This window comes from Paraburkholderia podalyriae (genome assembly GCF_014397785.1).
GTDB lineage: Bacteria > Pseudomonadota > Gammaproteobacteria > Burkholderiales > Burkholderiaceae > Paraburkholderia > Paraburkholderia podalyriae.
On the sequence record NZ_VZQQ01000049.1, the window covers coordinates 1 to 25,439 of the forward strand.

General features: G+C 60.8%; 20 protein-coding genes and 3 pseudogenes. 4 read left to right on the top strand and 19 right to left on the bottom strand.

The window, feature by feature from the left end; all coding sequences use genetic code 11:
* Nucleotides 1-756: 756 nt before the first annotated feature.
* The 4 genes from F6X42_RS44445 to F6X42_RS44460 all read right to left on the bottom strand — a co-directional run bounded on the left by F6X42_RS44445 (nucleotide 757) and on the right by F6X42_RS44460 (nucleotide 3,288).
* Entirely contained in the window at nucleotides 757-1,464 is a 708-nt protein-coding gene (locus tag F6X42_RS44445) for a Fic family protein (RefSeq protein WP_312892963.1), read from the bottom strand.
* Nucleotides 1,416-1,838 (bottom strand): Fic/DOC family N-terminal domain-containing protein, encoded by a 423-nt coding sequence (locus tag F6X42_RS44455; protein ID WP_312892958.1) that lies wholly within the window; start codon nucleotides 1,836-1,838, stop codon nucleotides 1,416-1,418. Before F6X42_RS44455 ends, F6X42_RS44445 begins: the two co-directional genes overlap by 49 nt.
* Nucleotides 1,839-2,188: 350 nt before the next feature.
* The gene (locus F6X42_RS32730) at nucleotides 2,189-2,533 is read right to left on the bottom strand and encodes a hypothetical protein (RefSeq protein WP_187638152.1); all 345 of its coding nucleotides are present in this window, start codon (nucleotides 2,531-2,533) and stop codon (nucleotides 2,189-2,191) included.
* A complete protein-coding gene (locus F6X42_RS44460) occupies nucleotides 2,533-3,288 on the bottom strand; it encodes a hypothetical protein (protein ID WP_246530328.1) in 756 nt (251 codons plus the stop codon). The genes F6X42_RS32730 and F6X42_RS44460 overlap by 1 nt, the downstream gene beginning before the upstream one ends.
* Between F6X42_RS44460 and F6X42_RS46445 the strand changes: the two genes are divergently transcribed.
* Both F6X42_RS46445 and F6X42_RS32745 read left to right on the top strand, forming a co-directional pair.
* Nucleotides 3,263-3,658, top strand: a complete 396-nt coding sequence (locus F6X42_RS46445) for a hypothetical protein (RefSeq protein WP_246530329.1) — start codon at nucleotides 3,263-3,265, stop codon at nucleotides 3,656-3,658. The two genes, F6X42_RS44460 and F6X42_RS46445, sit on opposite strands and share 26 nt — an antisense overlap.
* A gap of 114 nt (nucleotides 3,659-3,772) precedes the next feature.
* The gene (locus tag F6X42_RS32745) at nucleotides 3,773-5,101 is read left to right on the top strand and encodes a competence protein CoiA family protein (RefSeq protein ID WP_187638153.1); all 1,329 of its coding nucleotides are present in this window, start codon (nucleotides 3,773-3,775) and stop codon (nucleotides 5,099-5,101) included.
* A 536-nt stretch (nucleotides 5,102-5,637) separates the two neighbouring features.
* Here the strand turns inward: F6X42_RS32745 and F6X42_RS32750 are convergent.
* The 10 genes and pseudogenes from F6X42_RS32750 to F6X42_RS32795 form a co-directional block, all read right to left on the bottom strand.
* Nucleotides 5,638-6,471: pseudogene (locus F6X42_RS32750) on the bottom strand (ISNCY family transposase); the annotation flags it as partial.
* Between the two features lie 512 nt (nucleotides 6,472-6,983).
* Nucleotides 6,984-7,469 (bottom strand): MarR family winged helix-turn-helix transcriptional regulator, encoded by a 486-nt coding sequence (locus tag F6X42_RS32755; protein WP_187638155.1) that lies wholly within the window; start codon nucleotides 7,467-7,469, stop codon nucleotides 6,984-6,986.
* 205 nt (nucleotides 7,470-7,674) lie between these two features.
* The gene (locus tag F6X42_RS32760; protein ID WP_187638156.1) at nucleotides 7,675-8,736 is read right to left on the bottom strand and encodes a serine hydrolase domain-containing protein; all 1,062 of its coding nucleotides are present in this window, start codon (nucleotides 8,734-8,736) and stop codon (nucleotides 7,675-7,677) included.
* Nucleotides 8,737-8,745: 9 nt separating this feature from the next.
* Nucleotides 8,746-9,897 (bottom strand): M20 aminoacylase family protein, encoded by a 1,152-nt coding sequence (locus F6X42_RS32765; protein WP_187638157.1) that lies wholly within the window; start codon nucleotides 9,895-9,897, stop codon nucleotides 8,746-8,748.
* Nucleotides 9,898-10,023: 126 nt separating this feature from the next.
* Nucleotides 10,024-11,310, bottom strand: coding sequence for an oxalate/formate MFS antiporter (gene oxlT, locus F6X42_RS32770; protein WP_187638158.1), 1,287 nt, complete (start codon nucleotides 11,308-11,310; stop codon nucleotides 10,024-10,026).
* A gap of 849 nt (nucleotides 11,311-12,159) precedes the next feature.
* Complete coding sequence (locus tag F6X42_RS32775) at nucleotides 12,160-13,173, bottom strand: alpha/beta fold hydrolase (protein ID WP_187638159.1); 1,014 nt, start codon at nucleotides 13,171-13,173, stop codon at nucleotides 12,160-12,162.
* Nucleotides 13,174-13,414: 241 nt separating this feature from the next.
* Nucleotides 13,415-15,073 (bottom strand): dipeptide ABC transporter ATP-binding protein, encoded by a 1,659-nt coding sequence (locus F6X42_RS32780; protein ID WP_187638160.1) that lies wholly within the window; start codon nucleotides 15,071-15,073, stop codon nucleotides 13,415-13,417.
* Nucleotides 15,074-15,077: 4 nt separating this feature from the next.
* A complete protein-coding gene (locus F6X42_RS32785; protein ID WP_246530330.1) occupies nucleotides 15,078-16,040 on the bottom strand; it encodes an ABC transporter permease in 963 nt (320 codons plus the stop codon).
* Between the two features lie 18 nt (nucleotides 16,041-16,058).
* Nucleotides 16,059-17,000, bottom strand: a complete 942-nt coding sequence (locus F6X42_RS32790) for an ABC transporter permease (RefSeq protein WP_187638161.1) — start codon at nucleotides 16,998-17,000, stop codon at nucleotides 16,059-16,061.
* A gap of 96 nt (nucleotides 17,001-17,096) precedes the next feature.
* Nucleotides 17,097-18,677: an ABC transporter substrate-binding protein gene (locus F6X42_RS32795; RefSeq protein ID WP_187638162.1), complete on the bottom strand. Its 1,581-nt coding sequence runs from the start codon at nucleotides 18,675-18,677 to the stop codon at nucleotides 17,097-17,099.
* A gap of 546 nt (nucleotides 18,678-19,223) precedes the next feature.
* Here F6X42_RS32795 and F6X42_RS32800 point away from each other — a divergent pair.
* A complete protein-coding gene (locus F6X42_RS32800; RefSeq protein WP_187638163.1) occupies nucleotides 19,224-20,231 on the top strand; it encodes an asparaginase in 1,008 nt (335 codons plus the stop codon).
* 80 nt (nucleotides 20,232-20,311) lie between these two features.
* On the opposite strand, the gene F6X42_RS32805 is transcribed toward F6X42_RS32800, so the two are convergent.
* Together F6X42_RS32805 and F6X42_RS44470 are read right to left on the bottom strand one after the other, a co-directional pair.
* Nucleotides 20,312-20,497, bottom strand: coding sequence for a hypothetical protein (locus tag F6X42_RS32805; RefSeq protein ID WP_187638164.1), 186 nt, complete (start codon nucleotides 20,495-20,497; stop codon nucleotides 20,312-20,314).
* 43 nt (nucleotides 20,498-20,540) lie between these two features.
* Nucleotides 20,541-20,672: pseudogene (locus F6X42_RS44470) on the bottom strand (IS6 family transposase); the annotation flags it as partial.
* Nucleotides 20,673-20,818: 146 nt separating this feature from the next.
* On the opposite strand from F6X42_RS44470, the pseudogene F6X42_RS45665 reads away from it, so the two are divergent.
* Nucleotides 20,819-21,087, top strand: a pseudogene (locus F6X42_RS45665) (hypothetical protein); the annotation flags it as partial.
* 22 nt (nucleotides 21,088-21,109) lie between these two features.
* Here F6X42_RS45665 and F6X42_RS32810 read toward each other — a convergent pair.
* The 3 genes from F6X42_RS32810 to dsdA all read right to left on the bottom strand — a co-directional run bounded on the left by F6X42_RS32810 (nucleotide 21,110) and on the right by dsdA (nucleotide 25,412).
* Entirely contained in the window at nucleotides 21,110-22,633 is a 1,524-nt protein-coding gene (locus F6X42_RS32810; RefSeq protein ID WP_187638165.1) for a M81 family metallopeptidase, read from the bottom strand.
* A gap of 35 nt (nucleotides 22,634-22,668) precedes the next feature.
* Complete coding sequence (locus F6X42_RS32815) at nucleotides 22,669-23,991, bottom strand: MFS transporter (RefSeq protein WP_222945804.1); 1,323 nt, start codon at nucleotides 23,989-23,991, stop codon at nucleotides 22,669-22,671.
* Between the two features lie 83 nt (nucleotides 23,992-24,074).
* Nucleotides 24,075-25,412, bottom strand: coding sequence for a D-serine ammonia-lyase (gene dsdA / locus F6X42_RS32820; RefSeq protein ID WP_376776481.1), 1,338 nt, complete (start codon nucleotides 25,410-25,412; stop codon nucleotides 24,075-24,077).
* Nucleotides 25,413-25,439: the final 27 nt, after the last annotated feature.

Below are 25,439 nucleotides of genomic sequence, written 5' to 3' on the forward strand. Positions count from 1 at the left end.
AATGACTCGGAGTGGCAGAAAGTCAAACTCATCGTCGCTCATGGTTTGCGTCCGCAATGTGGGTTGCGGACGCAATCGTCGCTCTTAGAAGCCGACAAAGATAGGTGTGCTCGTTTTAGCGCTTACGAAGGACGGCTCGACCCGGGCCGCTTCGAACACAGCAATTTGCCCTCGTGGAGTCGGTCATCGCCCCGGGCATTGCTTCGGCCGATGAGGGCAACCAGCGTGTCGTCGACGCCACGGCCCGATTCATCGCGCAAGGGGGGCGATGGATTCCGGCGCCCGGCCTGGCGGGCGTGATCAATGAGGCCGCATTAGGGCAACGACAGTACGCACGCCTGTAGGCAAATCGCCCAGCAGCGGTTTGGCAGCCGCGGCACCGCGACTCAAAGCTCGTCGCTCGGGTCAGCGATATCACACCGGAACGGCCGTCCTTCCATGCTCATCAGCATTCGCCGGGCGCAGCGGATGGCTGTGGCAGGAAAACGATGACGTTCATGAAGCACTCTCTTCATCGCGCAAGCCTTCACGCCGAGCTTGCCAGCGTTACATAGCCATTACATCCTCTTTAGTGGTCGACGGAGCAACCTTGCCGCCCTCAAACATAGCTAATCGTTCAATTTTTCCGGCGCTACCACCCGCCCGTCCCGGGCGCCCGCGTCGACAACGACGAGCGCTTGCACGGGAAAAGCTCACGAAAAGCCGGGCCGGTGGTTCCGGAGCCGGACAGGATGACGCTTTGGGATGGCCGGGGCGCTACCCGCCGGGAGTCTGGTCCTGTTGAGCGGGAAGCGGGTCCGTGCCTTCGCCAAGGATGGCGAGATAACGCCGATAGCCGAACACGCGTCCGCGCCGGCGCCCCGTTACTTCCTCCACCACACCGAGCCGTTCCAGGTCGGCAAGCGCAGCATTGACCGTCGGCGCACTGAGGCCGGTACGTTCAACCAGCAGGTTGGCAGTAAGGAATGGATTCTGTTGAAGCAGGTCATGGACGCGCACGGCCGATCCGGCTCGCTCGCTCTCCGCAGTGATCCGCTCCCGGTCTTCCTTGAACAGGCCGACGATCCGTGTTGCAGCATCAAACGCCTGGTTTGCTGTCTCCGCCACGCCATCGAGGAAGAACTCGAGCCAGGGTTCCCAGGCACCGCGTTCACGCACCTCCTGCAGGAGCCGGTAGTAGTCCCCCCGGTGCGTCTTGAGGTAGAGACTCAGGTAGAGGAGCGGCGAGTGCAAAACCCCATGCACCTTGAGGAACAGGGTGACGAGCAGCCGGCCAATGCGGCCGTTGCCGTCAAGAAACGGGTGGATCGTCTCGAACTGGACATGAAGAAGTCCGGCCTTGATCAGCGCCGGCAAGCGCGAGCGGTCCTCATGCATGAACTTTTCAAGTGCATCAAGACAGGGGTCGAGCTCGTTCACGGGCGGCGGCACATACTGGGCGTTGCCGGGTCGGGTCCCGCCGATCCAGTTCTGGGACCTGCGGAACTCGCCAGGGCTTTTAGTCCCCCCCGCCCACTTTGAAGCAGGCGCGCATGCATCTCGCGGATTAACCGCAGGGAGAGCGGCAACTCCTGGAGCCGGTGCAGCCCATACATCATCGCGTCAACGTAGTTCGACACCTCCCGGACGTCGTCGATGGGTTGGCCGGCCTGTGCCTCGGTTTCGAAACGAAGCAAATCGGTCAAGGTGGACTGGGTGCCCTCAATCTGGGACGAAAGCACGGCCTCCTTGCGCACATACATGTAGAGGAAAAGCTCCTGCCGGGGGAGAAGCATCGTGATGCCGTCCAGCCGCCCGACCGCCCGCTCGGCAAGGCTGAGCCGGTCAAGCAGACTCAAGACGTCAATAGGGGGTTCGCGCGGCACGGCGGCACGAATGCGCTCGCAATCTCACCGCCTGAGGCGGTTTCGACGAATCGGCCCAGCCGGGGATTTGTTGTACTCTCGTCAGCCATGGATGAATTATGGCAATGGGTTATTAATTAAGCAATACGCCTTTGACTTAATTAGCGCTGAAGCTTATTTAAGCAGCCTTAAGCAACGCTCTTCCCCCAACCCGTCGCCCTCGCCCGCGCAGGCGGTCGTCCGTTGCCGTGCCCATTCCCGTCGTACCCTGGTTACCGCCACCTGTGGTCCGGCAATTTTTCGCCGGTCTGTCATGGCGACGTCGAGGCCGGGCTGCGGCCCGGTCAGTGAAGCCCGATCTCTTTTGCGGGACAGCGGGTGGGTTGTTCACGGTGGAACCGCCCGGTTCGCCTTTCTTTCCCTTCGCTCGCTGCGCCGCCTTCCGCACGCTTCACGGCCTCTTCCAGAGATTGCACGTGTTCTGGCGTAGTGCGACCAAAACGCTTGTGGTAGCAATGTGCAATAAATTCCGCGAGGGGACGCTTCCACGGTTCCTGCTGCCTGTTAGCCAGCGACCCGAATCGTCGGGGATTCAATCCCAGTTCGCGGGCCATCTGGATATGAGCGTGGCTCAACCTGAAACGCTGCCGCGCTTCAAACCACGGCTGAAGCTTCGATGGTATCCGCATCAGTGTTCGCCTTTGTGCCAATGTGCTGCGGTCAATCGCTCCACTGCCGCGTAGTAAGACGCCTGCGAAGCTTCAGGGTTTTCGTTCCGGTCCGTCTTCAAAATATCGAACAGATGCTCTGCGACGACTGAGCTGATGGCGTGGATAGCATCGTGTCGCGACAGTTCCTGGTTCCTGAGTCGATGCATCGCCCGGACCACGGGCTCAAGGTTCAGGGCAATCTGGTTTTCGACGATCACGTGGAACGCAGCGTGTGCCGTGACGTTGGGAAGTTTGATCCGGGCGACGCGGTGATACGTTTCGACGAGAGAAATCCGCTCCTGTTCATCGAGTTCGAGCCATGATCCAGGTGCGGGCGCGCAACCGGGCGTGTACTTTTCCATGATGCAGGTTTTGTCCTGACTTTCCTTCTGCCTGTCGTAAAACTCCCGTCTGTCGCTGAGTTGCGCTTCAGTTGATGTCACCACGTCCCGGCGGATTCCTTCGAGGCGGTGCTCAAGACCGTTCATGCGCGCTATGTGCTGGGTCTGACCGCGACGCCGGTGCGGCGCGACAGCCAGCAGCCCGTCATGTTCATACTGTGCGGGCCGATGCGGCACACGTCGCGCCTGCCAGCCGGCGCCCCCCAACTGCTGGAAGCGCTCCCGCAAAGGCTCACCGCAGCGGTACGTCGCGGCTGAAGCGCTGAACCAGACAGTGTTCGCGCATCTCGCGCAGGTCGCGGCACGCATGCAGATGATCGCCGCAACCATCATTGCGCAGTACGGGCAGGGGCGCAAGGGTGCTGGTGCTCACCGAGCGCACAGACCATCTCGAACGCTTGGAGCAGGCTCTGGCGGACCGGTACAGCCGCAGTTCGTGCTGCACAGGCGCCTCGCGAAAAAGCCGCGTGCGGCACAGTTCGCGGCCCTTGACGAGCTGGCCGCTGGCACGCCCCGGGTCGTGCTGGCGACCGGCAGGCTGGTAGGCGAAGTTTTCGACCACCCGGCACTGGAGACGCTGGTACTCGCCATGCCGGTGGCCTGGAAGGGCACGCTGCAGCAGTATGCCGGCCGCCTGCACTGCGAGCACGCGGGCAAAACCGGTGTGCGCGTGCTCGATTATGTCGACGGCGGCCATCCGTGAATTTTCGCGACCGTATTGTCGTATCTCATTCCATTTACTCTAATGTGGTAGAAATCAGGCACGACCTCACTCGCGGCGAGTCTCCCACCACTTGTGGTTCGCAAAGGACATCTAATGGCTTTCAGTTCGCACATGGCTTTCGCCAGGAACAGGGCGGGTCAGTTGGTCGCGGCGAACGACCTGCCGTCCGTTGGCCCGGCGATCTTCTATTGCGCCGGCTGCGGTGGCGAGGTCACCCTGTGTCGTCAAGACGCTTCTCAAGCGGACTTCCGGCACGTGCGTCCTGCTGCCTGCGAGCTTGGTGCGCAGCGCGCACTGCACGCCGCGGCGGTGCAACTGCTTGCCGAGAGCCGGTTCGTCGTCGCTCCTGCGCTGACACAGAAAGGTACTGGACATGGCAAGCGCCACATGATTGAAGAATGGGGTCTGGCGTCAGTCCGCACCACAGTGGATGGAATCCCGGTCGACTTCTTTGCCGAGACGCTGGCGGGACCGCTGATCATCCAGATCGCCATCAAGTCGTTGTACAACGCATCGACGCGATCGACCATCCGGGCTCTTGGCTACGCTGCGCTTGAAATCTCGATCCCGAAACCGGGCGAAGTGCGGGGCATTGGCGATCTCCGGGAAGTCGTACTGCATGGGCTAACGAACAAGGTTTGGCTGTGGCACCCGGCGATCGGCAATCGCGAACGTCATGCGCAGCCCAAGCGGCGGCCGGCCGAAGTGGCGCTGCTCTTTGGCGAGGTCGAAAAGCCTGCCGCGAAGCTGTCGGTGCCTGTAGCCGTCACGCCATGGGTGCAAGCCGGCGGGCTGGCGGCCGATGCAGCCTATCGGCAACTGCCTGTCGCGGAGAAGATCCGCGCCCTTGAGCAACAGCTTGGCGAGCCATGCGAGCGCTGGCCGGATGCCGTCGATGTTGACGTGACCGGAAAAGGCTCGTTTTGTGTCGACCCGCGAGTCTGGCAAGCGGACATCTTTGGCAAGTTCGTGCGTCCCGCCGCTGAAGGCGCGAGTACCAGGGACTTCACGATGCTGACGGTGCTTGGCTGGCTCGACATGCGCTACGGAATCGTTCCGGCATTCGAAGATGCGGAAAAGGTCGCGGTCCATCAATATCTCCGGGCGCTCACCGCGCAGGGCTATCTGGCGGAACTGCCTGACCAGCAATTCCGCGTGGTGCCGGAGCCGCGTCCCAACGGGCTCTCGACGTTGCGGTGGAACCCAGATGCGAGGTTGGGTGTCAGCGGCCTGCGCGTCTGCTCGAAGCGTGTGCGGCTGGAGATTCCGGTCAACCAGGTCCAGCGGCTTCTGGAATATTTTGAGGATGGCCATCCTGCAGTATCGGTGGCGACCTTCGTGCAGGACCTGATGCTCCGGCTTCATGCGCCCGAGCGCACCGTTGTGGCGCTGCTGCGCGAGGCCGATCTGGTCGTCGGATAACCGAATACTGATCAACACAGTTTGAAGCGGCGCGCGAGCGTGTGCGCCGGTTGGGTGCGGTCGCAAACAGAAACGACGCCGTAAAACGGATAGCGTCACCAGCCAGGAAGAGACAGGCGGCGGAAACGATGGAGATGATCGAACGCGCGTTGGCCGGAAAAGAGCGACTGCGGAAGGCGTGGTGGTTGGCCTGAGGTTCGCTGACGGGCACCCTCTCCTACCCGTTTGGCAGTCAGGCAATCAAGTCAATTGCGGGCCGATTTGAAGCCCACATCGACGCCAAACCTCCGGCTATCTAATTAGGATTCCACAAAAAAATTTGTCCCCGCCAAGTTCAAATGTCGGGGTCTGCGCTAAATTGAAATGTCGGGTTTTATCGTGTTTTTTCTTATGTTTTTGGGCTGGGCGGCGCAGCCGCCCAGCCCCCGTTCTTCATGTTTTTTGATGCTCACCTCATGAACGGCCTGAGTGACATCCGCTAGCGTGATTGCCCGCTGTTTCTTCAGGCCCACCAGCGCTTTTTTCGCCCGGACGGAGGGCGCATACGCATTGGCCGCTTCCCGCGTACTGATGTTACGCAACCTCAGTTCCTTGACGAGCCGGTCCTGCAACGTCAGGTTGGCGCGCTCGACACGACCCTTGGCCTGGCTCGAGTTCGCACAGAACGCCTCGATATTGAGCTGGTACAGGGCGCGGCCGAACTGTGTGACCCCCTTGCCAGCCGTGCTCGCCCGATCCTTGACGTAGAAGACGCTGAACTTGTCGCTATAGAATGCGACGGGCTTGCCGTGTGCCGCCAGATACTTCGAAAGGGCCTCAAAATAGCCGAAGGTCGATTCGGTCGCCGTGAAATGCAACGCCATCAGCCGGCCAGTCGCATCGTCGATGAACACCAGCAGCGTGCAGGCCGGCGCACGCTCCTCGAACCAGCGGTGATCGCTGCCGTCAATCTGGATCAGTTCACCGAGGCACGCGCGGCGGTTGCGCGGCTGGTACACCCTGGGCGGCCGATCCTTGCGGGGAATCCACAGACCAGCGGCAATCATCAGCGCGCGTACCGTCTCGACCGACAGACCGATACCGTGACATTCGCACAGTTTCTCGCACGCGAGCGTCGGCCCGAAATCGGCATAGCGCTCGCGAATGACAGCCAGCGCGCGTGGCGCCATGCCCTCGGGCAACCGATGATTGCCCGGTCGGCCGCGCCTGCCTGATACCAGACCGGCCACACCGGCAGCCTCGTAGCGCAGCACCAGACGTTCAACCTGACGGACGCTCAACGCAAGGCGGTCCGCTGCCTGGCCCGGCTTCAGACGCCGCTCGCAAACAGCCTGTACCACTTTCAACCGGTCCAGCTCGGTCATCGACATGGTGATCGTCCCGGATGCGTTCATGGCCAGCGCTCCTGAAGAGATACTGGCCGCCAGCCTGAACCCGCAAACACGACATTTCAATTTAGCGGAAACGCGACATCTGAACTTTGGACTAACAAAATTAAGTGCGATCATTGCTTTTATGTCAAGTGGACTACGCCGTAGCTCCGGGACCGTCCGTTAACATTGGCGCGCCGCTCGCTGCTGCTGCGGCGCCGCGGCACGCCGCAGTAATCGCTGATCAGTCAGCCACTCCTCACGGGCTCCGATTTCGAGATTGACAAAATCAGGCATCGAGGCCAATGCCACGACGAGACTGCGGGAACTCTGGTACCGGCCTCTTCCATAAGTTCAACGCCTTACGGACGGGCTTGGAAGTCTGGTAGACCGATTGACACATTTCATTCGGACTTACTCCGATGGACGCTTTTCCCGACGTAGAACAAAGCGGGTATTGATCTCGCTGATCTGCCGTACAAATTGCAAAATCCCGGCCATCGTCGCCGCGTTCAGGCTGTGCGTTTGCGTCGTGCCGGCGGGAGCGTCCATTCCCCGCCCTCCTCAACGTGTTCCGTCAGCTTGTTGATGCAGTCAAAAAGCACTCGCTTTTCCCCCGCTGACAGAACGGACATGAGCTGCTCGTCGAAGACCTGGCCGATCCGATCGCACTTGCGGACAATTGCCTTGCCTTTCCTGGTCAGGTTCAGGTTGATGATACGTGCATCCGTCGTGCCGGTAGAGCGCGTCAACAAGCCACGATTAGCCAGCGTGGTGACCAGCTTCGAAACCAGCGTCTTTTCAAGGTATGTCAGCTCGATCAGCGGGCCGAGGGAGATGCCCGGCTGCATATCGACGAAACGCAGCACGCGCAGGTCGCGAAGGGTTACGTCACATTCGGCTTCGTAAAGGCCAGACGCCACGTCCTTGGCCAACTTGCTCAGTACATCGAGGCGGAAGTTCAAATGTTCCAGTCTTGGATACGGCGCCTTCGACATGCTGTTCTCCCATTCAGCTACTTTGATTCAGTTGCACACCGCAACTTTTAAATTTACGTGTGTTGCGCACGAAACATACCATCGTGCGGAAACCCCCCATGCGTGCAGACAAGCCGGAGGCTTGCCAAACGGCACGAGAGTACCGCAATGCGCACGAATGGGGCAAGCGCGCACGATCCCGGTGCGGCAAGTGAATGGACGCTGATTAACCCGTCGCCCCCTCGTCAACGGCCTTGAGCACCAAACCGAAAAATTCGTCCGCATGCGCCGGGTCGATCCAGCGCACCACCACCGCAAGCTCGCGTTCAGGTTCGATCCAGGTGAACGAACCGCCCGCGCCGATTGCAAAGTAGCTGGACTCCGGCACGCTCGGAAAGACGCTACGCTCGTGGTTGAGCCAGACAAGGTAGCCATAGAACGGCGCGATCGCACACGGTGTGCGCATGCGCTGCAGCCACTCGCTGGAAAGGATCCGCTGCCCATTGACGCTGCCCTGACCCAGCAACAGCTGAGCCACCTTGATCTGGTCCTGGGCGCTGATCGACAGGCCGCCACCCCAATGCGTGCCGCCCGGAACCGACTGCACGCGCTGCCCGCCCACCTCCACCCAGGCATTGTCGTATCCGACCCATTGCCAGTTCTCGCTCGCGTCGAGTGGCCGCATGATCGCTTCGCGAAACACTTCCGGCAACGGGCGGCGAAACAGATGCAGCAGCGCCAGCGAAAACTGGTTGATGCGTACGTCGTTGTATTCCCAGTAGGTGCCGGGAGCCCGTAACGGCCGCCGCTGCCCTTTCTTGCCATCGGGCTCCTTGCCGAATCTGACGTACCGGTAGTGGTCGGCCTCGTCGGGCAAGCCGAAACACACGCCTTGCCATTCGCCCGTCTGCTGCAGCAGATGCGCCCAGGTCACGCTTGCGTTGTGTTCGTCATCAAAGCCGATCTCCGGCACGCGCACGTGCACCGGCTCGTCGACATCGGGCATCAGGCCGCGATCGTGCGCAACGCCGGCCAGCAGCGCGAGATATGTCTTGGCGATGCTAAAGGTCAGGTCGGCACGATCCGGTTCGCCCCACGCAGTGAGCGGGCGGCCGGCGCGAGCGATGACGCCAGACACCGGGCCACGCCCATGCACCGGTCCGAGCAGCCGGTTCCAAGGTGGCGGGTCGTCCGGATGTACGCCCCATACGCCATCGACCTCGCGGTCCCACGGCGTTTCATGATCGATCGCGACTTGCACAGCATGCTGGAGATTGGCAGGTTGCATGAGGGTCCTTTACCGGGCACAAAACAGCTTGACGAGGTTCACCCAATAAGTCGCGCCAATCGCAAGCGCGGCATCGTTGAAATCGTAGTGCGGATTATGGAGCGGTGCTGCCGGAGTCGCCTCGTCAACGCCCATCCAGATGTACGCGCCGGGTTTTGCATGCAGCATGAACGCAAAATCTTCCGAGGCCATCGAGGGCACACAACCTCGCTGCACGCTGGCAACGCCGACTGTCGCGCCGGCGGCCGCAGCTGCAAGATCGGCTTGAGCGGCAGTGTTGATGGTGGCCGGATACGCGTAGCGATAGTCGAGCGTCGCGTTTGTACCCAGTGCGCGCGCAATACCCGTGGAGATTTCATCGATCGACGCGTGGATTCGTTCCTGCACGTCGCTCGAGAAACAGCGCACGGTGCCGCGAATGACTGCACGGTCAGGCAGCACGTTCCACGCTTCTCCGCCATGAATTTGCGTGACGCTCACGACGCCTGATTCTTTCGGCGAAATCCGCCGGCTTATGATTGTCTGCAATGCGGTGACGATCTGGCTGGCACACACCAGCACGTCGCTCCCCTCCTCCGGCATCGCGGCATGCGAACCCTTGCCGTCGACAACAATCTCGAACGTGTCGAACGATGCCATCATCGGACCGTCGTTGATCGCAAAATGTCCGCGCGGGATGCCGGGCCAGTTGTGCAAACCAAACACGGCGTCGCACGCAAAGCGCTCGAAGAGTCCGTCTTCGACCATCATCCTGCCGCCGCCCGCCGGCCCTTCTTCTGCTGGCTGAAAAATCACATGTACCGTGCCGCGCCAACTGGGGTCGCGGCTCAGCGCGACAGCGGCGCCGAGCAGCATTGCTGTGTGGCCGTCATGGCCACACGCATGCATCTTGCCTTCATGTTGCGACCGATGCGCGAAGCTATTGGCTTCAACGATCGGCAGCGCGTCCATGTCGGCGCGCAAGCCGATGGCCGGTCCCGCGCTGCGGGTCATGCTGCCCACCACACCGGTTCGTCCAATGCCGCCATGTACCTCGAAGCCATACTGTCGCAATACGCCAGCGACGAGATCGGCGGTTGCGACCTCCTCGAACGCAGTTTCCGGACATGAGTGCAGTGCGTGCCGCCACTTCATCATCATGTCGATCAGGTCGCTATCCATTGGAATTCAATCCCTTTCAGTGGAAAATTGAGGAGACAAAAAAAGCAGAGAATCGACGAAGCGGTACAGCATCCGCGCAGATTCGAATGGGCGAGATTGCTGGCAAGCCGGCCGTGGCCGGCTGCATTACGAGCGACTGGAGGCGCGGGCAAACCACGCGCGGCGCATCGGCCTGAGTGCGGCGATCGCAAGCACAGCGGTACAACTATCCAACGCGATAGCCGTGCCGAACACCGCGTCCCAACCGCCCGTATGCTCGTGGAGTAACGCGGCCACCGGCCCGCCCAGAATCGAGCCGACGCCTTGCGCATAAGACAGGCACGCGTAGTTGACGATTGCATGCTTGCCGCCAAAGGTGTCCGTGAGCGTCGAAGGGAAAAGCGAAAAGATCTCGCCCCAGCCGAGAAAGACGACGCCTGACAGCAGCACGAACAACAACGGGTCGTGCCGTGACGTGAGCCACAAGGTCATCGCTATCGCTTCCATCCCGAAGGCGATCAGCATCGTATGCTCGCGCCCGATCAGGTCGGAGATCCATCCGAACATAGGCCGCGTCACACCGTTCGCCACGCGATCAATGGTCAACGCAAGCGGCAACGCCGCGAGGCCAAACACGGTGACTCCCGACATGCCGAAGTCTCGCGTGAAGACTGCCATTTGTGAGGTCACCATCAGGCCGGAGGTTGCCATCATCGACATCATCACGAACATCAGCCAGAACAACGGCGTGCGCAGCATGCTGCCGGGCCGCGTGTCGGGTGCGGCGGCGGCGGCTTTCTGCGGCCGCCAGTCCGCCATATAGCCGGGCGGCGGCAGCCGCATGCCGAGCGCGGCAAGTATGCCGACCACGCCGAGAATCACGCCAAAGACGACCAGCGTATGCTGATAGCCGTATTTGGCGATGCTATTGGTGATCGGAAATGTCGTGAGCATTGCGCCCATGCCGAAGCCCGCCATCACTACGCCAATCGCAAAACCGCGACGGTCGGGGAACCAGCGCGCCATCAGCCCGATCGTGCCGACCACGACAATACCGACGCCAATCCCCCCGAGAACGCCATAGCAGAGATAGACGGACAGCAAAGACTCGGCGCGGCTCGTCAGTACCCAGCTAAGCCCCGTGATCGCGCCGCCGGCGGCCAGCAGCCAGCGCGGCCCAAAGCGCTCGATTAAATAGCCTTCGAGCGGCGACAGAAAAGTCTGGCAGACAATGAGAATGGAGAAGGTGACCTGCAGACCCGGCAGTGACACGCCGAGTTGCGCTGTCAGCGGGCGCGTCAGCAAAGTCCAGATGTATTGGGGATTGGACGCGACCATCGCACATACGAGGCCGCACAGTAATTGCCACCAGCGGCTCTGTAGTGAGAGTGCAAGTGGCGCGCGGCTGCGGGCGCCAAAATCCTGGGTGCTCATGCTTCAACTCCGTACGAATAAGTGACACGAAATGACTCAGGCAGTGCGCTTGCCTGGAGGCCTGAAAACGACGCTCCTGGACAACGCGCTCAGTGCATCGGAGCGTAAGTTCGGATGACCCAGCCTTGAAAATGGCACCTTTGACGATCTGCTACTGATGTATGCATCACGCCGATATAGTTGCACTTTCCAATAATTGCCATTCACATGTGATTTCGATTTGCACGAAGTGTGCCACGATGCGGGAAACCCCTGTTCATGGACAAGTAAGGTGTTTTTCATATCGCGATGCACACACGGCTATGCGCAAAACCGTGCGCGGTGCGCGCGAGAAAGGTGCACTACGCGACGCACGATCACCCCTGCACCGATTCCGGGCGCAACATTGGCATTCGTCGAGCCGGTACGGCTGGGACGATCCCAGCGAGCGATTTGAATGTGATGAGGAGGTCTGCTGAAATACCGACTGAGGTGAGCGCGATGCGCATGACGTCGTTCTCGACGCTCGCCGACGACAGTAAACGTCGCCGGTTCGCGTGAGTTGTCTTTGTTACGTCACCCGTCCGATGGCCGCGTAGGTTGCTGCGTCAGGCAGCAGACCATGCCCGTGCAAAGGCCCGCTTTGAATACATCGGGAGAGAGACGTGCGCCCTCGGACCAGGGCTCGGTGGCCCGGATGATAGTCATGCCGGGGACGCCTGTGACGTCCCGACCGGTACGTTGCAGTCGCACGCCCATCCGCATCAGCGACTTCCTCAATGTTGCTCGACCGCATCGGCGTGATGGCTTGCAGTGCCGATGAAGGACCGCGAGAGAAGCACGAGACGCAGCCACCTCACGTCCAGCGCGTCAGTCCTCAAGAAGCCCGGTGATCGCAGCAGAAATAAACGCGGCATCGTCTACATTGGCTGTCGGCAGCCCGGCACGATGGCCCCATATCGAGGAAATGGGAAGGAGCGTGGCGTTTCGCATTTGCTCGACCTCGAGACGGTTGTCTTCAACCTGAAAATACAGATCGGTCGTGCTCGGCATGATCAACGCGTTTGCCGTAATTGCTTTCAGCGCCGCGTGAAAATCGCCGTTGTATGTGGAATTTGCGGCGATGTTCGCATGCTGCCAAGTCCATAGATGAGCCAGCAGGTTGTTGCCGTCGCGCTTCAGGAAATTCGCTTCCCACGACATCACGAGATAGTCTTCGAGCGAGGAGAAGCCGGCCTGCCGCCACACCTCGTTACGATAAAACGTCTGCGACATCGCCATGGCGGCGTAGTTGCGACCCATGGCCCGCAGACCGCGTTCGGGCCGCTCAGCGAAGGTTCCGTTCTGAAAGGCCGGATCCGTCGTCAGGGTCGCGCGCACGCCCTCGATGAAAACCTGATTGTGCGGCGAGGCCTTTGCCGCGCCGCACAGCACGACCAGTCGCCTGACCATCTCCGGATACATTGATGCCCATTGATACGCCTGCAACCCACCCATCGACCACCCGCATGCCATTTGTAAAACTTCGATGCCGAGTTCTTGCGTCAGGAGTTGGTGTTGAATCGCGACGTTATCGGCAATCGTAAAATTCGGCCAACGGCTTCCGTTGAATGGCTCGGTTGCGTTGCTGGGCGAGGACGACAGTCCATTGCCGAACAGATTCGGAATAACGACGAAGTACTTGTTAGTGTCTAGCGCCTTGCCCGGACCGACCATCCACTCGATGTCATAGTGATGCGCGGAAAACGATGTCATATACAGAATAACATTCGATTTTTCTGCGTTCAGCTTTCCGTAGGTTTGATAGGCGAGCTTGGCGTCTCTGAAGGTGATACCGGATTGCAACAACACGTTTCCGGCATTGAATACAAAATAGTCTTCCATTGGTAGGGGGTCCCTCTTGGTGAAATGTGGCGAATGGTAATAGAAAAATCAGATAGACGTCTCGATGCGCCGCGGCGGCATGAAGCTCGGCCACACACGCGTCACGCACGCGGGAGCGATCTTCGCCGGCAGTTCAGCAGCTCAGCAGCGAACGCGTCCCACAGCAGGTAGTGGATAGCATGAGTGCCAGCGGCGCCGCTGACCGGAAACTCAGGAAATCACTGTGATCAAAAGGCCCGCGTCAAGCGGCGCCGAACTCAAAGCCGCGCCCTGGCGCCGCCGCCAGCAAGGCCTGCGTATATTCGTGGCGCGGCGCGAGGAACACGTCCTGGATCGCTCCTTCCTCGACAATCTCGCCGCGCCGCATCACGATGACCCGATCGCAGATCTGGCTGGCCACCCGCAGATCGTGCGTAATGAACAGAATGCCGATCCGCAGCCGCTGCTGAATGTCATCCAGCAGGTCGAGAATCTGCGCCTGGACCGAGACGTCGAGTGCGGACACCGCCTCGTCGGCAATCAACACTTGTGGCTCGCATGCCAGCGCCCGCGCGATCGAAATGCGTTGCCGCTGGCCGCCGGAGAATTCACTAGGGTACCGGTTCAGCGCATCGGGTCTGAGCCGTACCAGCGTCATCAATTCTTCAGCACGTTGCCACGCCTGAGCGTATGGCACGCCGAAATTCAACGGCCCTTCGACGATCGAGGCACCCACTGTCTGGCGTGGATCCAGCGATCGGTATGGATCCTGGAACACGACCTGTACACCGCGTCGGAACGGATAGAGCGCGCGGCCGCGCGCTTTGGCCACCGATCGGCCGTCGGCGAAGATATCGCCGGCAGTCGGCTCGATCAGTCGCGCAATGCAGCGCGCGACCGTCGACTTTCCCGAACCGGACTCGCCCACGATTCCGACCGTTTCGCCCGCATGTACCATCAGCGAGACATCACTGGCCGCTTGCACTTTACGCTTGCGGCCCGGCCAGGAGCCCGTCACATACGTCTTCCCGATCCCGCGCGCGTCGAGCAGCGGATAGGCTTTCTCCACCGGGGGGCGCGTGCGCGGCACCAGCGCGGGGACCGCTGCCAGCAACATGCGGGTATAGGGCTCGCACGGCTGCTGCAACACCTGCAACTTGGAGCCCTGCTCGACCGTGTCGCCCAACCGCAACACCACGACACGATCAGCAATCTCGGCGACAACGCCGAAATCGTGCGTGATGAACAGCACGGCGGTTCCGCTCTCCGTCTGCAATTCACGAATCAGCTTGAGGATCTCGGCCTGAGTCGTAACGTCGAGCGCCGTGGTGGGCTCGTCGCAGATCAGCAGCGACGGCTTCAGGATCAGCGCCATTGCGATCACGATGCGCTGGCGCTGTCCACCCGACAACTGATGCGGATAAGACGCGTAGATACGCTCCGGTTCCGGCAGCCTGACGTGGGCGAAGATCTGGAGGATGCGCCGGCGCCTCTCGCCGACGCTGGCGCGGCTATGCTGTGCCAGCATCTCGTCGACCTGCGCGCCGCACGTCATGATCGGATTGAGGGCCGTCATCGGCTCCTGGAAAACCATCGCCATCTTCTCGCCGCGCAATTGGCGGATGCGATCCGGGCTTGCTGTCAGCACGTCCTCGCCGAGCAGTTCGATGCTGCCGTCCAGCGCCTTGAGCGACGCCGGCAGCAAGCCCATCACTGCCTGTGCGATCACCGATTTGCCCGAGCCCGACTCGCCCAGCAGGCAGACAATCTCCCCCTGCCGCACGTCGAGCGAGACGTGGCGGATCGCATGGGGGCGGTCGGCACCGGCCGGCAGAGAAATGGTGAGGTCATTCACGGCAAGGACGGTTGTGGCCGGCCCGGCGGTGGAGGGTGCTGCCGTTTTGAAGTCGAAATCGCGCATCGCGTCAGCTCCCCCGTTGGTTGAATTTTGGATCGAGCGTGTCACGCAATCCGTCGCCTAGGATATTGACCGCCAGCACCGTCAGTGCCAGAAAAACACCAGGGAACAGCACGGTCTGAGGATACTGGTTGAACTGCATGCGGCCGTCGGCCATGACGTTGCCCCACGTCGGAATATCCGGCGGCAGGCCGACGCCGAGAAACGACAGGATCGCTTCCACCAGGATCGCCGACGCGCACACGTAGGTTCCTTGCACGATCAGCGGTGCGATTGCATTCGGCAAAATATGACGCCACAGAATCTTGACGGTCGGCGTGGCCAACGAAATGGCCGCCTCGATGTAGGGTTCCTCGCGAATGGTCAGCACGATCGAGCGTACCAACCGCGCGACGCGCGGAATTTCGGGAATCGTGATCGCGACAATCACGGTGACCAGCGTCGGTCGCCAGAGCGCCATCAGCGTAATCGCGAAGAGGATGCTGGGAATCGCCATCAAGCTGTCCATGGCGCGCATGATGACGTCGTCGAGATGGCGAAAATACCCCGCCGCCACGCCGACCAGCGCGCCGAAGGTGAGCGCCAGTAGCGCCACCGTGATACCGACCGACAGGGACACGCGCGCACCGTATAGCACCCGGCTCCAGGTATCCCGGCCGAGACTGTCGGTGCCCATCAGGAAGAAGTGCTGGAACGTCGCACCCGACAGATCACTGAATTCGGCCGTCACGCCCGGCGCGAGATTGGCGCTCGCGGGATCCATCGCGGTCGGGTCGATCGTGCCAAGCCACGGTGCGGCGACGGCTACGAAGAGCAGAAGCAACAGTGCGCCGCATCCCAGCCGCACCGACCAGTTCCGCAGCACTCGGCGCCACAACGGTGGGCGGGAGCGTACGGCCGGCGCCACCTCCAGGTTGGCAAGCATGGAGCCCGGCGCGGCAAGGGTCATCGGATCGTGATCGTTGCTCATGTCCAATCGTCCTTTCGCTCAATAGCGGATACGCGGGTCGAGCAACAGATAGCTCATGTCGACCAGCAGGTTGATAAGCACGTAAACAAAGGAAAAGAACAACGTGATGCCTTGCACCAGGGGGAAGTCGCGCGCCAGTACCGCGTCGACCGTCAATTGCCCGAGCCCGGGGATCGCGTAGACGGTTTCAGTGACCACCACGCCGCCGATCAGCAAGCCAACGCCGATGCCGATCACCGTGATGATCGGTACCGCGGCATTGGCCAGCGCATGGCGAATCAACACGCGTGCTTCGGAGATACCTTTGGCGCGGGCCGTGCGGATGTAGTCTTCGGTCAGCGCCTCGGCGACCGCGGCGCGCGTCACGCGGGCAATCAGCGCAAGGTAGACGATGGACAGCGTAATGGCGGGCAGGATCAGGTGCGTGAGCCACGGACCAATGCCCGCGCTCAGTGGCGCGTATCCCTGCACCGGCAGCAGCTTCGCATGCAAGGCGACCGCCCATATGAGGATATAGCCGACCACGAACGACGGCACCGAGAATCCCATCACCGACACGCCCATCAGCATCCGGTCCAGCCAGCCTCCGTGCCGCGAGGCCGCGATTACGCCGAGCGGCACCGCGAGCAGGAGCGTCATCACCAGCGTCAGGGCGGACAGCGAGACGGTCGGTGCGATGCGTTGCGCAATCAACCGGGTTACCGGCTGTTTCATGTAGTACGAGTCGCCGAGGTTGCCCTGCAGCAACTGCCCGGTCCATTTGACGAACTGCACCGGCAGCGGCCGGTCGAGCCCGAGGCTCGCGTGGATCCGCGCGATGTCGGCGCTAGTGCCGTTGTCACCGACGAGCGCCGCAGCCGGATCGCCCGGCGTCAGTCGCAGAATCATGAATACGATAAGGGCGACAACGACCAGCACTGGCGCCGTCGACAATATGCGCCGGAGAAGAAAGAAAGCCATGTCGGTTACGCTCCAAAGCCGGTTGACAGATGAACGGGCTCGCGTTTGCTCTGCGAGACGGCGGCGGGCCGCCTAACAGCCAGCCGCCGACACCGGTTAGCTCTTGCGAATGTTCCAGAACACGTTGACCGGAGCCGGGACCACGCCGCTGACCACGCCCTTACGGATCACCGAATAGAAATCAAAGTCGCCCAACGGCGCCAGGATCCCGCTCTGATACGTTTCCAGTTGGATCGCCGTAGCGATCTTCTTTCGCTGCGCAGGATCGGTGCTGGCAAGGTATTCGTTCTTGAGCTGCTCGATCTTGTCGTCAGTCGCCCAGCCGAACCAGCCCTTCTCGCCATTGCCCGTCAGCGGCGTGAAGAACAACGGATTCATCGTGTCGCCGGGTGCCCAGCCGGTAATGAACAGGTTCCAGCCACCCTTGTCGGCCGCCGCCTTGCTAGTTCGGCGCGTCACAAGCGTCGACCAGTCCATTGCCTGAAGGTCGACACTGAACCCGGCCTGCTTCAACAGTTGCGCCATGACTGGCGGAAACTTATTCAGTACTGCGTAGTCCGACGGATACATCAGCACCACCGGCTTGCCGTCATAGCCTGCTTCCTTCAGCAGATTGCGGGCCGCCGCGAACTGGGGCTTGCCAGTGAAATAGGCGGTCTCGGTCGAGGCCAACGGCGAATCGCATGGGTAAATCGACGAACACGTCCGGTACAGATCCTTGTTCACCAGTTGGGCGCGCATCAACGCTTCCTGGTTGATCGCCATGATTGCCGCCTGAGCAATCTTCGGGTTGTTGAACGGCGCCACGAGATGATTCAGGTGCAAGTCGAAGAGCCCGGCGGGCGTCGGCTTCACCAGCTCCAGTTTGGGATTGCTCCTGAACGCGGCGTACTGCTCGGCGGGCATCCATTCGATCATGTCCACTTCACCGTTTGCAATCGCATTGGCCTGCGTCTGCGCGTCCTTGAGCACGATCCATTCGACCCGGTCGACATAGACATGCTTGCCGCCCGCGGTACCGGAAGCCGGTTCCGGTCGCGGCACATAGTTCGGGTTCTTGATGTACACGATCTTCGCGCCCGGGCGATACTCGTCCTGTTTGAAGATGTAGGGGCCCGAGCCAGTGTAGTCAGAGATCTGCTGGTCCGCGGGCGTATCGGCGACCCGCTTCGGCATGATGAACGCGGCGCTGCCCGACGGCTTGCCGAGCGCCTCCAGGACCATCGGGAAGGGTTGCTTGAAGGTCATGCGGAAAGTCTTGGCGTCGACCGCATCGAACGACTGCAAGGCCGTGAACATTCTCTGACCGAACACGTCGCGCTTGCCCCAGCGCGTGATCGACGCAATAACGTCAGCCGAGGTGACCGGCTTGCCGTCGCTGAACGCGAGCCCTTTGCGCAGCGTGAACGTCCAGGTCTTGCCGTCCGGCGAGGTCGTATACGTGTCCACCATCTCCGGTTGTACTACGCCCTTGGCATCCACGCCGAACAGTGTGTCGTAGATCATGTAGCCATGATCGCGCGTGATGAATGCCGTGGTCCAGATCGGATCGAGGATCTTCAGATCGGCTTGCGGCACGATCCGTAACACCTTGGATTCATCCTGCGCACACACCATCGTCGCAGCGCTCGCAATCAGCGCCCCAGCCACGCATTGCGTAAACAGTCGCTTCAACATGCTTCACTCCAATAGGAAGAAATGACACAAAATGAATTCGGGCCGTGCTTGCGTCGTTATTAGCGGCCGAGTTCACTCGCCCCCTCCTTCGACGTGTTCAGTAAGCGTGTTGAGACGGTGGTACGGCGCGTCACATCGCTGTCCGGACGCCGCACTCCACGCCCACGCGTCGAGTGCATCCAGACGGAACTTCAGATGCTTCAATTTCGGATATGCGCCTGCAACAGGCTGATCTCCGATCCACCGTGCTACATTAATTGCAACTTGCAACAATTGAAATTCACACTCTAACAGGCACGAAGCGTGCCATCCTTCGGTAAATCCAGTACGTGGGGGCAACTCGGGCGATTGCCCCACCGGCAAGAGCGCGCTGCAGTGCGCGGGAGTTGTGCAAGTGCGCGCGAGGAAGGTGCATCACGGAGAACAAGCTCGTCGTCGCACCGATTCCGGGCGCGAGAGCGGCATTACTCATCGTTACCGGGTTTTTGGACGCCATTTAAAGTACGGTTTTTGCAGATATTTTCCACACTCGAAAGGAACGGTTCGATGAACTATCCGAGGATCGCAGTCGGGGCATTAGGCGGCACCATATGCATGACCGCCGACAACGCCGACGCTGGCGCGTTGCCACGTCTTTCCGCGCAACAACTGGTGACTGCGGTCCCCGGTCTGGCTGATATCGCGCAGATTCACGCCAAGACGCTTTTGCAATTACCCAGCCCTTCGCTGACCCTTGCGCATGTGCTGGACAGTCTGGCGTGGGCAGAGCGCACGGTGGCTGCCGGCGCCGCCGGGATCGTGCTGACCCAAGGGACCGACACGCTTGAGGAAACTGCCTTCCTGCTCGATCTTCTGTGGACGCATCCTCAGCCGCTGGTGGTCACAGGCGCGATGCGCACGCCGCTGGCCGCAGGCGCGGACGGGCCCGCCAATCTTCTTGCCGCGGTGGCCTGCGCCGCGCACGGCGCCAGTCGCGGGCGCGGTGTAGCCGTAGTCATGAACAACACGATCCATGAGGCGCGCTGGGTGCGCAAAGCGAACTCGATGTCCGTCGAAACCTTCGAGTCGCCGGTCGTGGGGCCAGCCGGCATGGTGCTTGAAGATATGCCGCAGTATTTCCGTCCACCGTCAACGCGTTATTCCCCGCGCTTCGCAAAGCCCGACCTGTCGGTTCGAGTGGCACTCGTCGAGACATGTCTGGGCGAGACGGGTCAGATGCTCGACGCGGTCGTCCACGCGGGGTATCACGGGATCGTCATCGCGGCCTACGGTGCAGGCCATGTTTCGGATGACGAAGCACAGCGCATCGAGGCGCTGGCGCCGCAGCTGCCGATCGTCATCTCCAGCCGCACGGGATCGGGATCGACGGCCGTGCGCACCTATGGATTTTCCGGCTCGGAAATCGACCTGGCCCGCCGTGGCGCTTTGTTTTCAGGGTGGCTCGGGCCACGCAAGGCGCGCCTGCTTCTCTGGCTGCTGCTCGCCACGGGCGCGCCGCGCAACGTATGCGCCACTGCGTTCGAATTCTGGAAGCGCGTCGACAATGCCGACTAGACGCCCGGCACAATGTTCATTGCCAGCCGGCTCGAGCAACGCGTTCCGGGTTGCGGTGCAAATCGCAGGCGAGCGAGAAATCACCGGCTTTCTCGCGATTTCAGCCCGCTCCCGGCCCCCTTCCCGAGAAAGCCTTCGAGAAACTCGATGACCGCCGTCACCTTCGCCGTCAGATTGAGCCGCTCGGGATACACGGCATAGATATCTGCCGGCGGCAACGACCAATCGGGCAACAACTGCTTGAGGCGGCCAGACGGCGTTGTCACGTTACTGTCCCCGTGACGAGATATCGGCACGGACAGTCGTGTCTCAGAACACGGTGGACGGAGCTTGGGCAATGCCAGTGAAGAGACGCCAAGCTTCAAATCGCGCGGCGAGCTGTTTGCGATAGAGCGAGGCGCTCAGCAGATGACGCTTGAGCGCGAAGTGCTGGCGGATCGGATTGTGTTCTAGAGACAGGATGTAAGGCTCTACAGGAGGACACCGAAATTAGGGCATTTCAACCAAGAGTGCCGACCATCTCTTATGATCATGGAACTGGCGCCCGGCACTTATCGCCTCAGAGCTACGGCGTGGGCGGCGGCATAATGCCGATCATCGGATGGCGCCAATACGCCGATCTCGCTTCGGCTCCATCACGGCGATCATTGACACCCTCAAACCGTTTTCCGGCCTCCATCATCAGCTGCGCAGCACGCTGGAATTTCCGGTTTCAGTGAAGTCTGCGCGACATTGAAGATTGGTAGTTTGAGCGCGGCGTGATCGTCAACTATGAAACGGTTCGGCGCTGGTGCGACAAATTCGGGCGGCCTTTCCCCATCGCGTCCAGGCTTCGCGCCGCACGCCCGGCGCCACGCGGCAGACCACCCGATGAGGTTTCAACTTGCAGCCTTGTAAAGCGCCCCGACAACGCCCTCATGCAACGGCCACAGCGTCGACCTCAGATGGTCGCGCGGGAACGAGGCGATATTCGCGGTACTTAGCCCCACGCTATCCACCGTGATGATTTGCTGCACGAGCCCTTGAAATCCAGCCCGGAAGTGATTTGCGCCTTTCAGGGCTATGATCTTTCTCCTACCTGCATCAATGCCGTGCAACGCAAATGGCTCCATGTCGTATATCTGCTCAGCGCGCGACGTGACAATGATGTCCACACCATTGATGACCAGGCGGCACATGGCACCCAGGTCGAAGCGGACGCCTTCGAACATCGAGCCTGGGCGGTTGACGAAACGGCCATCGGTAATCGCCTTCACATAAGCCTCCGCTTCGATCGGCGCTCCCTGGAATCTGCCTAGCTTTCCTCCCAGCGAAACGCGCAGTGTCCCGCCAACGCCAACGGCGATCGCTTGCCGGACGACCTCTGCATCATTGATCGAAGCAAAACAGACCGTGTCGGGTGCCGGCGCCGCATCGAGCAAGGCGCGCAACAGATAGGTGCCATCGCCTGGCGTGCCTCCGCCGGGGTTATCGGCATACTCGTTGATCACGACAGGACCAGCGCTTGCCGCGAGGGCGTGCGCTACGCCCTCTTCCGGCGACGGGAATTGCGGACGAAAATCTTCGCGATGATCCCAGATCCATTGGGCGACCTGTTCTGCGCAGCGCACCGCCAGCGCCGGGTCCCCGTTGGTCGTGCAAATCACCGCCGGGCACGGCGATGCGATATCCGCATAGGGAAAGCCATGAAACCATGAGCAATCGATCACGCCTGGCAGCGCTTCGAGCTGCGCACACAGTGCGTTGACTCTGGCCGGCACGAAGCCCTCGTTAGTGGCGACGATATAAGGCAGCATCGGCAACGTACAGACATGCGTGGCCGGCTTCACTTCGCCCTTAATCATCTTGACCATGAGGTCGACGCATTCGACACCACGGTCATAAAAATCGGTGTGCGGATACAGAATGCAGGGCAGCGAAATATCGACGGCACGCTGCATTTGCTCGGTCATGTTGCCGTGAAGGTCGTAGGCTACCGCGATCGGTACATGCGGGCCGACCAAGGCGCGCACGGCAGCGGCCAAATCGCCCTCGATGTCCTCGATGCCATCGGCGACTCCCGCGCCATGCAAGGCAAGCAACACGCCATCAACCGGTAACGCTTGCTCGATGCCTGCGAGAATCGCCTGCTTCATGTGAGCGTAAGCGTTGGCTTCGATAGTACCCGACGGCGTGGCCTGCCCGAGGAACGTATGAATCAGGCCTGCGCCGTGCTTTTGGGCGCCTTCGATATAGCCGCCGACTTGATGATTGGAACCGGCAAAAATGCCTGGGATTTCGTCGCCATAGTATTGCTCGAACGACGTCAAGGGCGTCTGGCCCGCGACCTCTGCGGCGTAGGTATTGGTTTCGTGGATGATGCCACCCATGGCGAAACGCATCGGTTTGTCGGTCGTCGACATAATCTTCTCCGGGATATGTTTTGGGGAGCGCGCACTCAGCGACTGACCAACTTGCGATCGAAGCTCAGCGCCATCAATGCCCCGAACGTCAAGCAGCCGGCGACGATATAGATGGCCGGGTCGGTCGTGTGGAATTCGTCCTTGACCCAGCCGATCAGGTAGGGGCTCACGAATCCGCCGATATTGATGGCGGAGTTGATCACGCCGATGCTGGCCGCCGCAGCGGCGCCGCCCAGAAAGGCCGTCGGCACCGACCACATGATCGGCGAATAGCTGATGATGCCGGCCGCGGCGACTGACATGGTGATCACCGTAAGCACCACGCTGTGGCTTGTCCTGACACTGGCCGTGAGGCCTGCGGCGCCCAGCAGCAACACGATGGCCAAATGCCAGCGGCGCTCGCGCATGCGATCGGAGCTGCGCCCGAAGGTCACCATAGCGACCACGGCTACCAGGTAGGGAATAGCGCTGAGAAAACCGACCGTAGTGCTCGTGGTCACGCCCGATGCCTTGATGAGCGTGGGGAGATAAAAGCCCAGGACATAGAGGCCCATCATCGCCGGGAAACCTGTCAGGATAATTTTCCAGATGCGTCCGTCGGTGAAAACTTTGAGCAGCGGCATGTGCTCGCGCGTTTTCTCGTCCTTCCCGAGTTCATGGACGATCAACTGCTTTTCCTGCGGACTGAGCCAACGCGCTGAGCTGACCGAATTGTCGAGAATGAGCAGCGCGCCGATGGCCAAAGGAATCGTCGGCAGTGCCTCGAGACCAAACATCCATTGCCATCCCGAGTGGCCAGCGACATGATGAAACGTATCCATTAGCCAACCGGAAAGCGGATTTCCAATCAAGCCGGCAATCGGAATGCCCGCCTGAAAGCAAGCCGTCATCTTGGCGCGGCGATGGTTGGGAAACCAATAAGTCAGGTACAGAATCACGCTGGGGTAAAAACCGGCCTCGGCCACGCCCAACAGCAGACGGACGGTATAGAACTGCCACTGGGTGGTCACGAAAGCCATCAGTCCCGAAAGCAGGCCCCAGGTGATCATGATCCGCGCGATCCAGAGTTTCGCGCCAATACGATGCATGAGCAGATTGCTCGGCACTTCGAAAATCAGATACCCAAGGAAAAAGAGCCCTGCGCCAAGACCGTAGGCCGTCTCGCTGAACCGTAGATCAGTCAGCATATTCATCTTGGCAATGCCGATATTGATGCGATCCAGAAAGGCGACCACATAGCACAACATCAGGAAGGGAATGAACCTGAGCGCGACCTTGCGGTAAGTCGCCTCCTGAAAGGAGCTCGTGTGGACGGGCTCGTCGACAATAGTCGACCTGTCGATTGAGGTTTCAATCATGGAACTGAGTTTCCTTGGCAGTGCATCTCGGGCTAACGCTGGATGCTGTTATGGACGGTTGGCGGCGATGCCCTGCAGGGGTCTCAGGCGAGTTCATCCTGCGCCGCAAGCACCTGGCCTCTCGCTTGAAATTGCTCGTGCTCTTCGCGCGGCACCAGCGAACCGCCTGTTGTCCAGACGATATGAGTGGCACTAGCCATGTGACGCTCCAGCCCGTGCTGGCGAAGATAGGCTTGGCCTTGGTCGCTGCGCGTCAGCCATCCCGGTCCGTCGAATCCGGCGGCGGCCGATGGCTCGAGCAACACGCCTTCGGTTTGCGCCACGCGATGGAGATGGACATACAGTTGCGCGTCCGTGACGGTAAACACGCCCGAGAGCTGAGAGCGCATCAGCGAACTCACCAGATGCGACGCCTGGCCGACGGCGAGGCCATCGGCTTCGGTGCGATTGTCCAGACCAATGTCATAGACCGACGTGGGCCCGGACTCGCCCGCCGCCAATTGCACCAACATGCACGGCGACGCCACGGGTTCGGCGAAAAAGCAGTGTACGTGTTCAAAAAAAAGTGCTTTGAGGCCGAAGGTGATGCCGCCGGGCGCGCCACCGACACCGCACGGAATGTAGACAAACAAAGGATGCGTAGCATCTACGGGACGATTCAATGCCGCCAGTTGGCTCGCCAGCCGCCTCGCGGCGACTGCATAGCCCAGGAACAGCATCAGGGAATTCTCGTCGTCGACGAAATAGCCTTTGGGGTCAGCGAGCGATTGCGCTCGCCCGGCCGCCACCGCTTGCGCGTAGTCGCCCGTGTGCTCGACGACCTGAACGCCACAATTTCTCAAACGATCCTTCTTCCAGCTCTTGGCCTCCGTCGACATATGCACCACCGATCGAAATCCCAAGGCGGCAGCCATGACGCCGATGCTCATGCCCAGATTGCCGGTGCTGCCGACGCTCACGGTGTATTGAGCAAACAACTCACGGGCTGCGGCGCCCGCGAGTGCTCGCCGGTCGCCATCATGGGCGAGCACGCTGTATTCGAGCGCCAGCTTTTCCGCGAACGCCAGTATTTCGTGAAAGCCTCCACGCGCTTTGACCGACCCGGCGATGGGCAGGGCATGATCGCTTTTGATAAACCATGCAGCGTCAGGCTCAGTAGCGTTTCCCATCACCTGCTGGAGTCGTTCGACACGCATCAGCGGCGATTCGATCAGGCCCGCGCTACTTTGCAATTCGGGAAAGAGATGCGCCATCAGGCCCGCGCAACGTTCTAAGCGGGCATCTGCCTCGTCGATATCGGCGGCACCCGGTGGACCTTCAGGCAACGCATTTCCTAATGCGGCATTGAGCCACAGTAAAGGAGAACGGTTCTGTAGTTTGGCTAATAGATCGGGGGCAACTGCATGAACGGTGGGAATCACGCCGGGTACCTATGCTTGTTTTAGATG